Annotated in this window: 10 protein-coding genes and 1 pseudogene; all 11 read right to left on the bottom strand. The window is 40.5% G+C overall.

What is annotated here, in order from left to right; translation table 11 throughout:
* Positions 1 to 9: 9 nt before the first annotated feature.
* A complete protein-coding gene (locus DTL3_RS05585) occupies positions 10 to 909 on the bottom strand; it encodes an amidoligase family protein (protein WP_045088643.1) in 900 nt (299 codons plus the stop codon).
* 144 nt (positions 910 to 1,053) lie between these two features.
* Positions 1,054 to 1,283: pseudogene (locus DTL3_RS05580) on the bottom strand (DUF4314 domain-containing protein).
* On the bottom strand, positions 1,280 to 1,615 hold the full coding sequence (locus tag DTL3_RS05575) for a DUF6329 domain-containing protein (RefSeq protein ID WP_045087884.1): 336 nt from the start codon (positions 1,613 to 1,615) through the stop codon (positions 1,280 to 1,282). The pseudogene DTL3_RS05580 and the gene DTL3_RS05575 overlap by 4 nt, the downstream one beginning before the upstream one ends.
* Positions 1,608 to 2,300 (bottom strand): virulence factor, encoded by a 693-nt coding sequence (locus tag DTL3_RS05570; protein WP_045087883.1) that lies wholly within the window; start codon positions 2,298 to 2,300, stop codon positions 1,608 to 1,610. Before DTL3_RS05570 ends, DTL3_RS05575 begins: the two co-directional genes overlap by 8 nt.
* A 116-nt stretch (positions 2,301 to 2,416) precedes the next feature.
* Positions 2,417 to 3,670, bottom strand: a complete 1,254-nt coding sequence (locus DTL3_RS05565; protein WP_045087882.1) for a site-specific DNA-methyltransferase — start codon at positions 3,668 to 3,670, stop codon at positions 2,417 to 2,419.
* A gap of 5 nt (positions 3,671 to 3,675) precedes the next feature.
* Complete coding sequence (locus tag DTL3_RS05560; protein WP_045087881.1) at positions 3,676 to 4,974, bottom strand: site-specific DNA-methyltransferase; 1,299 nt, start codon at positions 4,972 to 4,974, stop codon at positions 3,676 to 3,678.
* 156 nt (positions 4,975 to 5,130) lie between these two features.
* Positions 5,131 to 5,682, bottom strand: coding sequence for a P27 family phage terminase small subunit (locus tag DTL3_RS05550; RefSeq protein ID WP_003515999.1), 552 nt, complete (start codon positions 5,680 to 5,682; stop codon positions 5,131 to 5,133).
* Positions 5,683 to 5,946: 264 nt separating this feature from the next.
* Positions 5,947 to 6,633, bottom strand: a complete 687-nt coding sequence (locus DTL3_RS05545) for an ATP-binding protein (protein WP_012032690.1) — start codon at positions 6,631 to 6,633, stop codon at positions 5,947 to 5,949.
* A complete protein-coding gene (gene istA, locus DTL3_RS05540) occupies positions 6,626 to 8,098 on the bottom strand; it encodes an IS21 family transposase (protein ID WP_045087880.1) in 1,473 nt (490 codons plus the stop codon). Before istA ends, DTL3_RS05545 begins: the two co-directional genes overlap by 8 nt.
* A gap of 200 nt (positions 8,099 to 8,298) precedes the next feature.
* Positions 8,299 to 10,242, bottom strand: a complete 1,944-nt coding sequence (locus tag DTL3_RS05535; protein ID WP_045087879.1) for a DNA-methyltransferase — start codon at positions 10,240 to 10,242, stop codon at positions 8,299 to 8,301.
* Positions 10,243 to 13,122, bottom strand: coding sequence for a DEAD/DEAH box helicase family protein (locus DTL3_RS05530; RefSeq protein WP_231853939.1), 2,880 nt, complete (start codon positions 13,120 to 13,122; stop codon positions 10,243 to 10,245).
* Between the last annotated feature and the right edge of the window lie 14 nt (positions 13,123 to 13,136).

Below are 13,136 nucleotides of genomic sequence, written 5' to 3'. Positions count from 1 at the left end.
CTTGTCTATCTATGCTGCCCGAAACCGCCATGCCGCGTTACCATCAAGGTGTTTGCAAAGGTGCTCCCGGCAGTTTTTGAACTCGTCACCGATAAGCCCTATGCGGTTGAGATATGTCCGCATGGCAAACTTCTCATTTTCAACTTGCGGCTTTTTGCTGGAAGCGCATTTTTGCGTTAACGCCTGATGGTTTAACGCAAGGGCAAGCACTATGTAGCTTCTAATTTTTCCCGCATGAAGTTCGCTGTTAAAGCCTCGAAGCTCAATCGTCCCGTTGCCGTTAAAAAAGCTGTGCAGGTTCAAAAAGTGGTACCTGCTATTATGGTAATGGGTGCTTCGGCTTTCGCTGTAACCTTCGTACCAGATGCTCTCAATCGCCGCCATGGTTTTGGGCTTACGCCGATTCATCTTCTCAACCAGTGCCGCATCCATCTTTTTGTAAAACCGCATCCTGTCCGGTGCAATCTGCAATGCCTTATAGAAAAGGTCATTCTTACTGGCGATAATGTTGATAAAATTGCGGATGCTGCGCGGCGTGTGGTTTGCCCCGTCTATATGGATATGGATTCCGCAGCTTGTGTTTGCAAAACCTCCCGCCCTGCGAAGCCTCCTTATCAATTCCTGCAGGGTTTCAATGTCTTCGCGGTATGTCAGTATCGGGCTTACCAACTCGACGCTATATTCCCGGCCAGCCGCCACAATCCTGCCGTTTTCCTTTTTCTGAGTCCGGATGCTCCCGTCGCTCATGAATTTCCATATCCGTCCATCCGGTGCAATAACCTTTTGGGTATCGTAATAATCTCCGCTGGATTCAACCCTCCCTCCAAGAAAAGCTGCTGCAGTTTTTGCCGCTTGTTTTCTTGTCATCCCCGTCAATTCTACCTCGATTCCAAATCTCGTTGTAAGCATCATTGCGCTTTCTCCTCGCTTTCTCTGTGTTTTTTGACCTTTGGCAGTGTACATTAGGCCATTGAAAACACAGGATAGCAAGGCAATTCTGCGTGAGTTTCCACTGGATTTTGAACAATTTTACACATCTTGAATTGTGTACATTTACAGCTTTCTGATCACATCTATACCATAGGCTACACCCAAAGAAGAACCGCAGTCCCAGTTGATATGAACAGTTCCGATATCATCCACGAAAGTACTGTTCCTTGGTCTCCCGGTTTCAGCTTAGAATACGGATCATCCATGCAGATAAGCTCAACACGTGTTCCCGGCAGATACTGCTCTTTAATGCGAAGGACTGTTTCTTTTGAAGGGAAGCCTCTTGCACTCATAGTTCGTCCTCCTCTCCAGGATAATATGCGGCATACTTTGGGTAATCTCTACCATCCGGCATTACCAACATTCCATCAGACTGTCCCCGCTGCTTAACCAGCAGACAACGCCACACTCCATCCTCATTAACGTGACAAAGCCCTTTATTTTCCTCAATGAAAATGCGATCAACACATAGGTCGGCAACGAAATTATCATAATCAATCTTTGATAGCTCGATAGTTTTTACAACTACAAATCGTTTCCTCGTCTCATACCGATGCGGCACTTTTAAATCCTCTATTCTAAACGGATGCTTGACAAAGAAGGCGGTGCTATGAAAATCATTCATTTTCGTCCACCGCCTTTGCTCTGCCTTTCCGATACGCCCCGTTACCGGACAGTCTTGAAAGCAGTACCTTGCGTTCGGTTTTGAAGTCATCTCCTATAAATCCCAACCTAAGCAGGAAACAGCGAAAAGCATATTTTTCATTATCTGTTGGTTTTTCTTTGCGCAGTACTCGCATCTGTAATTTTGCCTGTTCTGCCATCTGCTTTGCCAGCGTTATATAGGTCTGCACTTCATCAGTATTTAGAGTCGCGTTCCAGAAAGGGAAGGAAATCTCATCATTTTCAGCTAAGACTACAAGTTCCCCCTCAATCAACATTGCCTTCTTTATCAATGTCTCTTTGCTGGCCAGCATATTATTTAGGTTTTCAAGGCTAATCGCGCTAAAGCCCTCCAACGAAAGAGTAATTGTCATGGTCCCCTCTGCTGAAAAGCCCTCCACATTCAACGTGTCAATAACTGAACGGATGGTTTTTATTTCATTGAGACTGATTTTCGGTGAGTGAACCACACTGTCCCTGTCAATCGTCCAACTGCCAGCAGATTTTTCGTCTTTAATCTCATACAAAAACTCCGGTGCTCCGGCATAGCGCACCTGGCCTTCAAGGGCTTCAGCTATGACCGAGGCAATGGCTTTTCTCTCCTGACCGACAATCTTCTGTGAAAAGCGAAAGCTGTTATTGCTCATGCCATACACCTCCCCTCAAATAAGCTAAAACATTTTTGATTCCCATAAAAAATCCCACCTTTCCTTTTTGGTGGAGTACATTAACGCTCTGTTTTGAGGGGAAAGCAAGGACATTTTTAATCAATCTGTGTTTCCGCGTAAGGTATTTTTTCACTACCTGTTACCAAGAATACTGAATCTGCGCCAAATTGTGAAACATAGCGCTTTACAATCACATCACAGTATTTCGGGTCAAGCTCCATCATAAAACAAACCCGCCCGGTCTGCTGTGCCGCAATCATTGTCGTACCAGAACCACCGAACAGGTCAAGGGCTAAATCTCCAGTATGGGAACTGTTGAGCATTGCCTTTGCTACAAGCGAAACCGGCTTCATGGTCGGGTGCTCCTCCGATACTTTAGGACGGGGTATCTCCCAAACATCTGACTGTTTACGGTCTTTAAGCGGGCAAAGGCGTGTTCCTTCAAGCCAACCATACCAGATCGGCTCGTACTGGGTATGATAGTCCTTTCTTGATAGTACCAAGCTGTCTTTTTTCCATATAATTGTGCTCGACCAGTGATACCCTGCCTCCCGCATGACGTTCATCAAACTGCCCCATTCCTGAGCACTCATTACCACATAGGTCATGCATCCGACTTCAGAAATCTCCCGCATACAGTTAAAAGCACGCAATAAAAAAGCGCCGAATTCCTCGGTGCTCATCTTGTCATTTAAAATTTGCCTCGGTTTCCAGCTCGGATGCCTGGTATCTGAACCGTAATCAACATTCCAGGGTGGGTCGGTGAAAACAAATCTCGCCTTTTGTCCGTTCATCAGCTTTTGCACATCTGAAAGCATGGTGCTATCACCGCACATCAGACGGTGGCTGCCAAGTACCCATATGTCGCCTTTTTTGGTAACCGGAGTTTTAATCTCTGCAATTGCCTTTTCTGTATCGAAATTATCCTCTTTGACATTAGCGGTTGTTTTATCACGGAACAACTCATCAATTTCCGAAGCATCAAACCCGGTAAGAGAAACGTCAAAGCCATCTTCATTTAAGTCCATAAGCAGATCGGTCAAAAGCGGAATATCAAACTCGCCGCTGATTTTATTCAGTGCAACATTGAGCGCCTTTTCCCGCTGTTCATCCAAATCAACTACAACACAGTCGATCTCCTTATACCCCAAAGCTGTAAGTACTTTATAACGCTGATGTCCGCCGACAATGTTCCCGGTGCGTTTATTCCATATAACCGGCTCTACATATCCAAACTCTTCAATAGACCGACGTAATTTTTCATATTCAGGGTCACCAGGCTTTAAATCTTTCCGCGGGTTATATTTCGAAGGTTTTAATTTTTCTGCTGGTATTTTCAGTATATCCATAAATCTTAACCCTCCAGTTTGACGGCTTTTTCGCCGGTGAATTCCTCCCAGCGCTTAACAGCTAAATCACAGTAAACAGGGGATAACTCCATTGCGTAGCATTTACGCTCGGTCTGTTCAGCCGCAATTATAGTGGTTCCACTGCCAGAGAACGGCTCAAGCACAATACCTCCTTTGTCGCTGTGCATTTTGATGCACCGCCATGGAAGCTCCACAGGGAACATTGCAGGATGCTCCTTGTTTGCCCGTACAGTGGTCATCTCCCATATCCCAGCATAGCCCCATTTCTTGCGTTCTTCCTTTGTAAGCCTTTTCACAAATTTATAACTGTGTCCCGCAAAGGCTGAAAGCCATACATATTCCTGATCGTTATATTCCTCAACTTCTCCTTTATTGCTGAAGGCTGAAATATACTCATACTGCTGAACCGGCTTGTTTGAAACAAGATGATAGGGTCCTACGCCGAAATTTTGCCCTTGCTTCTTCCAAATGCGGATCCAGATAGGGCGGTAACCGTTTTCCAAAAACATGTTCACACTGTAAACACTGGTGGGTTCAATAAACTGAGAGCCGGTGGCATAGAGATCACCTAAGTTCCAGCAGACAATATCTGCATACCTGCACAGGTTTCTAATCACTGGGCGTACTGTCTCGAACCATGGTTCAATCCCGGCCTTTTCATATTCTTTGCCTACCCCATATGGAGGGGAAGTCACTGCCATCTGTGCGTGACACCCTTCCATCAACTTCTCAAAATCCTCATCCTTAGTAGAGTCGCCGCACATCAAGCGATGATTTCCGAGAAGCCAGATATCGCCCCGCTTCGTTACAGGCTCGCGCTGCACAATTTCCTCATGCGCTTTATCTATGTCAAAGCTGTCTTGTATCGCCTCTTTGGAGTACCATCGGTTGAGCAGTTCGTCTATTTCAGAAGCGTCAAACCCTGTAAGCGAAACATCAAAGGCACCTGCGTCCAACTCAGCCATCAGTTCAGCCAGTTTATTCTCGTCCCACTCTCCCTGAATCTTATTGAGGGCAAGATTGAGCGCTTTTTCCCTCTGGGGGTCAAGATCTACAACGACGCAATCTATCTCTGTCTGTCCCAAGTCCAGCAAAACCTTTAAGCGTTGATGCCCGCCTACCACATTACCTGTTTTTTGGTTCCAGATAACAGGCTCCACATAGCCAAATTCCTCTATTGACCGTTTTAGCTTTTCATATTCCTTATCGCCAGGTTTTAAATCCTTGCGCGGGTTGTATGCTGCTGGATTAAGTTTTTCAACAGATATTTTTTGTATGTTCATACTGCATTCTCCTGTTCAATATTTTCTTAAGACCCTTTTTTGCGCCCTCACAATCTCCGTTTATTACTTGCCCCCGCAGAGTCTTAAACTGCTGCTTCGTTAAACGGTCTTTATATTTTCTTAGTTCCCTAAGAAAGATTGAATTTGTTTTATGCATCAGCCACCCCTCCTGGCTGTCAGGAGTTTTTCCATCACATCATCGTGGGGAGTAGCCCCTTTGTATTCGGTAGCACAGTTTTCCCGCACGACTTGATAAATTTGATACCACAGGTTATTGGCCTGTTTCATAAAGCTTTGACTCATAGCCACATAAGGTGACGGGATGGCATTGCCAGTTGTCGGATGCTTAGCAAGAAAGCCAAATTCAGTGATACATTCCTCGCACTGGATCCACCGCGCCACACTCTGGGCATATTGCTCTATAAGCTGCGCAGGGATAAGGTGAACACACCTGCGTTCCTTAAGCCACTGCCATGTTTTTTCGTATATTTCCACCGCCAGTGTTGTTTTTCCGTTCTTCTGCTTTGCAGCAAGATAATCCCTCGGTGGCGGCATGCTCTCTCCTTCCAGTTCCGCAGCATCCGTAAACTCCATTACCATGAGCTTTCGTCTGCCGGGGTTTCCTTCCAAAATCTTATCCGCCAGAGGCTTTTTCTTCTGTCCTGCACCAATACGTGCCCCGCCGCGGTTGGTACCGTCCTTTGCCATACACATCACCTCGATTCATGTAAAAATAAACAGGGGATATACCCCGTTTGAAACTGCGATTTTTCGCGCGTGACCCCCCGCCCGTTTCCGGGATGAAAAGCGGTAGAGATTTAGACCCCCCTACCCTATAAACTGCAGAAAATCTCAAAAGTTAAGCAGTTCTTTGAATTTCGTGAGATTTTTTGCATCTATTTTAAGCCGTTTTTCGGCATTGTTTTCAAACGAGGTATTTGCCCCTATTAAAAAAGAAGTGAGTGTTTTTATTTACTTGTCAGTCAAACGAACAATTTGACAATTGACCGTCATTCTGTCCAATAAAGTCTGGCAAAGATGCTTATCCTCAGCTGCATCTATCCATGCTGACAGTTCACGATTGGTTATAAAAATAATGCTTCTGGTTTCATTAAGAAAGGTAACTGCCCGGTAGAAAACCTGCAGTTCTGCCCTGGTTGGTTCCACATAAAAGACATCATCAATAATAATTAAGTCACATTCCTGCATATAAGAAAAGATCGCTTCTGCTTTTGGATTTGTGGCTTTCTTTTCTGCCACTGCGATAAAATTATCAAAAGGCGCATAATAGGTTTTATGTCCATTGCTGATTGCAGTTTCTCCAAGTTGCGCTGCAAGACCGGTCTTACCCGTCCCGCATTTTCCCAGCAGGATTAAGTTTTGCTCTTCCTTAAGCCATGTCAGGTTGGATAACTGTTTAATCTGCCATTTTAAGCCCTTGTTTGAATTCGATGCGTCAAATGCTTTGTTTGGAAGCTTACTTGCCTTCCTCAGCTTGGTGTATTTTTGCCTGACCCTAATCTCCAATTCTTTTTCTAACACCATCTTAAGATAGTCAAGGTTTGATAGTTTCTCATCATTCAAATCAATATATCCCCTTGCGATATTCCAAAGGTTGAGCTTTTGGGCCAATTCACGGATTTCTGTTATATCAGCCATCGATTTCCCTCCTTATTTCTTTACTCCTCGCCAAATGATTAAAATACTGCTGATTCGGCAAAAACTTCTTAGCTATATGCTCTCCGTACTGATACATGAGATAAGCCAAAAGCTCATAGGCACTGCAGCGTTCAGTATCAATGCAGTATTCTATTCCATCAAGCAATTGTCCAATTGTATAAAACTTTGTCATCCGGTATAATCGAATGCAATGTGTATTAAAATATTTCGGCTGTTGCTGCTCCATCCGGCGAATGAATTCCTGAGCTATTTCGTATTCTGCAAAATATTGTTTTATGATGGTTAAAGAAACCCTGTCTCTGCTGTAATTTTCTTCTGGTTTGAACAACTGCCCGGTATCTTCTGTGACTGGATATTTAGCCAATAAATCATTTGTTTCAGCATCATAGAACAAAAGCATTTCACCATCATCTTCAATGCGAATGCGTTTATGAGCATCCATCATACCTGTATTAATCAGATAACGGTTGCCTTTATAATTTACAACTCCATCCTTATCAAAGGAGGCAACAGTGCTTGATACTTCGGAATAAGGTTTGACATGGAGCAGGTATTTTTGCTCTTCCATGAACATTTCACGCGGCACTTTTCTGGTCACAGTATGTATTCGCCCGTTGCCTTCCCTATCCAACCATGAAAGGGCAGCACTGTTAAGGCAATCAATTCCGGTGTATATCCTGCCCTCAAGAAAACTTTGCTTTATGTATCCAATCACCTCTTCAACCTTGCCCTTACTTTGAGGATCTCTTGGTCTACATAGCGAAACATTGTAACCTATACGCTTAACATATTCTTCAAAGGCTGGTACGAATATGATATTTCCCAGATTTTCACTGACTACATAGACACGGTCAAGGTCATAAAGAATAGTCTGTGTTCTTCCTCCAAAATATTGGAATGCATAGTTATGAGCTTTAATGGCTGTTTTGGTTGTAAAGGGATCCGGTGAAAAATAAACAAATTTCATTCTGCTATAACTCAGAACCATGCAGAAGAAATATATTCGTACAATTCGCCCGTACATGTCCTTAAGTTTGTATTGACCAAAATCCGCCTGCGCTTCATATCCCGGTGGAGAAATTTCACGGGGTGAGGTTTTACGTTTACTGGCATGCGGATACCCGTGCTGTTCCCTTAAGGCTTTCATATAGCGGTAGAATGTAGCTCGTTTAACTTGTAGATCAGGGAAGGCCTCCACCAATTTGAGATAGATGTTTGTATCCCTCATTTGTGGACAAATTTTCAAATGTTCCAGTATGTACTGACGATAGTTATCCATGTGGTACCTTTCCTTTTCAGCTTCCCTTACATAATCTTCTTCGCTCATATTCCAGTATTTGCTGACAGAAGAATAGGTTATCCCCAGTGCTTTTGCGGTTCTTGTCTGAGCAAGTCCAAGTGCTTTGTACTCCTGGATTTTTCGGTATTGCTCGATTCCAATCATTATTGATTTCCTCCTTTGGTTTTGTTATAAAATCTATGCCTGTATCAGTGCAATCATAGGCATCAACTCCTTTTCCGGATTGATAAATCAAATTTACCATATATAAAAACACCCGTATGGGTGTTTTTAGAAAAGGCAAATTATATTCTTCATTATTGTAATTTCATAAAATACAATATGTCTTCCACAGATTTGCTAGGTTAAACTGATAATTTCCATATCGTTTCGTCGCCACAAATATTACGGATCTTTAGCCTCAAAGGTTTTTTCTCACATTTGATGGTCCCATCCCAAAAATTTTTAGTCTTGGTTCCATTTACAATAACATATCCAAGCTTGTCAATTTTAATCTCGCTGTCACTGTGCCAAACTCCGTCCTGATTAGTACAGTCAAGAGAAATATACTCAATTAATTCAAGTCCAGTTTCGCTAATCAAAATAGGGGTAAACTTTTTCTTGCTAGGCACAACATTTTCACCGTCTTCATTGTAATCTTCGTAATCATCATCTTCTATGTCTTCATCATCGGATGTAATTAATGTATTTGCATATCCTTTCTGGTTATACTCATCGATTTTTCGGCTAACCCTGTCACTTTGAAAATTAGTAATTTCAACTATATACTCCGGAATGAGCGACTCCTGTACTTTTGAAACTTTAAACTCAGCATAATCTTCAAATACCGCATCGTCAAGTATATCCTTCAAATCTCGCAATTCAATTTCAATAATGACATCTTCTTCATCATCAATAAATTTTTGAATTTCCTCTAAATTATCGACATCAACATAATAAATAATTACTTTCTTTACATTAGATGGAAGGTCAGGAATAGCCTCATGCATAATGCGGAACATCATTGCTTTGTCAAGCAATTTAGAACTGCTGTCCATTAAGTTTGGTATATATACGGGTACCAGACCCAGCTTACTGTCAGATATAGCTCCTGCCCAGAAGTCACCTAGACTTTTTTCATTCTTAAGTCCGGGTATTAATTTTTTTATCTTCTCCATTGTTTGGGTTGGGTTTCTATATAAAGATACTCCGTCCTTAATTTCATAAATATCAAACTCAGCTTTGTCTGCTATAAGCCTGTCACGGGTTATCTGGATAGAATTAATGCCGATATCGCAATGAATAAAGCGACGACCAAGCTTATTTGCAACCGCTGCAGTAACTCCGCTGCCACCAAAAAAGTCAGCAACAAGCATACCTTCATTAGTAGAAGCTTCTATTATTCTTCTTAATAATTCTTCTGGTTTCTGAGTCGGATAATCCATATATTCATTACTAGTAGACTTAGTTACTGATGTTTGTCCTATAGTCCAAACATCATCTGCCTTTTTTTCTGTAAACTCTTCATATATCAAAGTCCCATCATCGTTACGTGCAGAAACCAATTTTCCCAACTCTTTTGACCATATTCGTTTATCTCTCTTAACTGGCTTATCAAGTGGAATTATAACTTTATTAGAAATATATGTTTCGTTTTTACTATACCAAAATATGTTATTATGGTTTGTTGCAAAACCTTTTACATTACCTTGGAAATTATCCGGATAATACCATATTATTTCGTTAATCAGCTTATCTTCTCCAAAAATCTCATCCATCAATATTTTCACATAATGCCCTATATGCCAATCTAAATGTACAAATATTGATGCCGTTTCGCTCATAACGCTTTTAATTGCCATGAGGTTTTCATACATCCAATTGAGATAATCTTCTTTACGCCATATATCACCGTACATTTTTTCTTCAAAAGTTTTAAGCTCTTCTATGTCCAGTTCCTTTCCTGCTTGGGCTATCGCTTCCGCAACTTTAGGATTACGACGTATATATACCTTTTTAGCATAATCAGCTCCACTTGCAAAAGGAGGGTCTATGTATATAAGGTCTACTTCAATTCCCTGTTCCTTCAGATATGCACAAGCTGATATACATTCCCCGCGAATTAACATATTACCGTTCGGGTTTTTACCGACAGTTTCAACTTTTTTCAGTTCATACAAAGGCATTCCTCGTTCAAGTCTTCTCTTAACATCTCCTGCGCTTTTATATTTTAGCATTCTTTTAAAATTATCCAATATAGCTTGTCCTTCGACAGGATCAGGATAATATGGAACATATTTAATTGCCATTTACATTTCCTCCTCGAAAAAATCTTCAATTGCGCTTACTGTTTTTATTATGAGCTCGGATTCAGTCAAACTATCTTCTAAATACAGGTACTTAAACTTCGGATACCCGGCTTTATTTTGATTGATTTCTATAAACTCTTTTTCAACAAAGGTTCTCTTTAACTGAAAGATCTCGTCTTTAGCATATAAACTTCCTTTGGTTTCAACAATTATTGCTTTATAAATTTTCCCATTCTTACGTTTGATAATTAGAAAATCAGGTGTATACGTACCAATATATCGTTTACGCCCACTGCTTCCTTTATAACAGCGAATTTTGAATTCAGTCAGCGAGTTGTCCCCGTTATAATATATTTCGAGATTTCGTTTTTTTGCTGCAGCTAATGCAAGTACCTGCTCTAATAAAAGCCTTTCAAAATTACTATCCAGCCTATAAGGAAGATAGTGGAAAGAGCGGTCTTTTTCAGGGTGAGACATATATTTCGATTTTAGTTGTTTAAGAATATCCCAATTTTCGGTTTCCTCAGCAAGCTTCATCATTTCCATAGCCTTTTTATCAGGTTTTAGCTGCCCTTTGTCTTCTAGAATAATTTTCTCCGTTATATCCTGCGGTGGATAATAGCTTTCCGGTTCAGAAGTATTCACTGGTGATGTCAGGCTTTCAATTTTTAGAAGGCGGGCATCCTGTGGGATAACCTCCTCTGTGGTTCGCAAATCACGCTTTTCATAAAATAGCTTGCGTATATTTTGATTAATTATCTTAATGTTAAAAACTGAACTGAAATATCTAACACCATTTTTCAACAATGTGATCTCATTAAAAATCTGGCGCAAAAACTCATCATGTTGCCTCAATATCGAAACTGGCAGCATACCAAAACTTTCCTTGCTAATATCATATAACCATCGGTTATAATTTACAGGTTCAGTCTCCATTGCTTTTTTTACATCCATTCCCAGAAGTCTTTGTTCAAAATCCTGAATTTTTACTATGGAGGCTTGTTTACTTTCTGGAGTAATAACATCCGATAATTTCGGGTTCAAAATCTGAGGTTTTCCCTTAATAATGCAATCATAATGTACTCTGAGCTGATAATAGTCTATTTTTGGGAGTTTTAAATAATCCATCCGGCTGTAACGCTTAATCTCTTTATCAGCTTTATTTGCACCTTTTTCAAATTCTTTAATAGAGATATTATGCTTCTTCTCAAGCTGCATGTTAAGTTTTTCGGCATTGTATTGATTAAGCCAAATCAGTGCCGATTCATGTTTGCCTTTTTCAACCTGACGCAAACATCTGCAGGAAGTCTGCAACACCATGTTAATGGGACAATCGCCTTTTTGCGACAAGATAACCCCAGTTAAGCTACGGCAGTCCCAGCCTTCCTTTCCTATATGCACAAGAAGTATTATGCGTATTTTTGAAAATGGCATATCCAACGCTTCAAATTCAAGCTTGCTTTCGGCAGATATGGGATGCTTCTTATTCCCCTTATGATACTTTAATATAGTCTCTTTGGGATCCATCCCGTATTCTTCCACAATCTTTGCTACACAAGGGTAAACTTCTTCTTCCAGATAATCAATTGCACTTTTGTGCTTTCCTTTACCGCAGTATATCGCTAATTTGGATGTCAAATCTCCCGCGTAAGTCTTATCCTTATAAGTGTTCAAAAAATCCCTTACTCCATCTTCAATAATTTGAAGACTATCTTCTTGATTTGAAATTTTAACCACAGGACGCTTTAAGAAATTATCAATCCCTTGAATTAGCGGGTAATAATATACCGTATTGGCAATTTCTATACTTTTTATATTCAAAGTTTTCGTTATTTCAACAGGATATGCCTTATCTAAATACGGTGTACCCGAAAATCCAATAACAGAATTGATCGTATTGTTCTTTTCCATCCAATCGTTTACTACTGCTCTCAACTTAATCTCATCTGTTGAAGCGTGATGCACCTCATCAATAAAAATCGCCATATTTGGAATTTTCCCAATCAGATTTCTAAGTTCATTAGCCTGCCTGTCCTTTTCATCCTCGCTATCCTCAAATAAACTTAATTGTCCATCCCTGACTTCAACACGGTCTAAGATTACTTTCTCAGCGTTGGTTATGGCAACCAAACCTATTAATTGATCAAAAGGCTGATAGGCGGCAATTTTCTGTACATTTGGATTTCTTGTTTTATTACTTCTTTTTTCCGCTTTATTTTGATCAAGAATCTCAAATTTAATGATTCTCTTAATGTCACTGGCAGCAGGATCGGGAAGAATCCATAGAGGATCGAATTTTTTAATAGTTTTTAAGCTGGGCACTACAGAACTTTTTAGGCCTGATGGTGCAAATATAATAAAATTGTGAGCAAATGCATTATTATCGGGCTCGTTTACAGCAAAATACAAATCCAAATATATAAAAGCTGCCATTAAATAAGTTTTGCCAGCTCCCATAGGCAGACTAAAAAGGTAATCTGTGTATGACACATTGTAAAAGATTTTTTTAAATATATCCACAAAATCTATATTATCAATTTCATTTATTATTGCCTTTTCCAGCTTTTCTGAAACTTGTTCATCTTTCTCATTTTTCAAGGTAGAATACTCATACAAAGCTAGCGCTGCCGGATTGTTTTGCAATTTCTCTCTTAATGAAGCTTTAACTTCTAAATCATCAACATTTAAATTGTTAAAATAGCCTCTGGAGAATAATTCCCACAGTGGTTTATTTTCGCAAGCTATCTTTAAATACAAATAAGTTTTAATTGCATCAATTTGTACGTCGCGCATTTCACCTTTATTAACTATGTAGGATATCAATTCATCAATGGTACACTCTGAAGAAGAGTACCACATATCTCTTTTTCTCTGAATCATCTTATAAAACATTA

The sequence above is a fragment of the Defluviitoga tunisiensis genome (assembly GCF_000953715.1).
GTDB classification, from domain to species: domain Bacteria; phylum Thermotogota; class Thermotogae; order Petrotogales; family Petrotogaceae; genus Defluviitoga; species Defluviitoga tunisiensis.
This window is presented reverse-complemented; position numbering and strand designations above follow the sequence as displayed.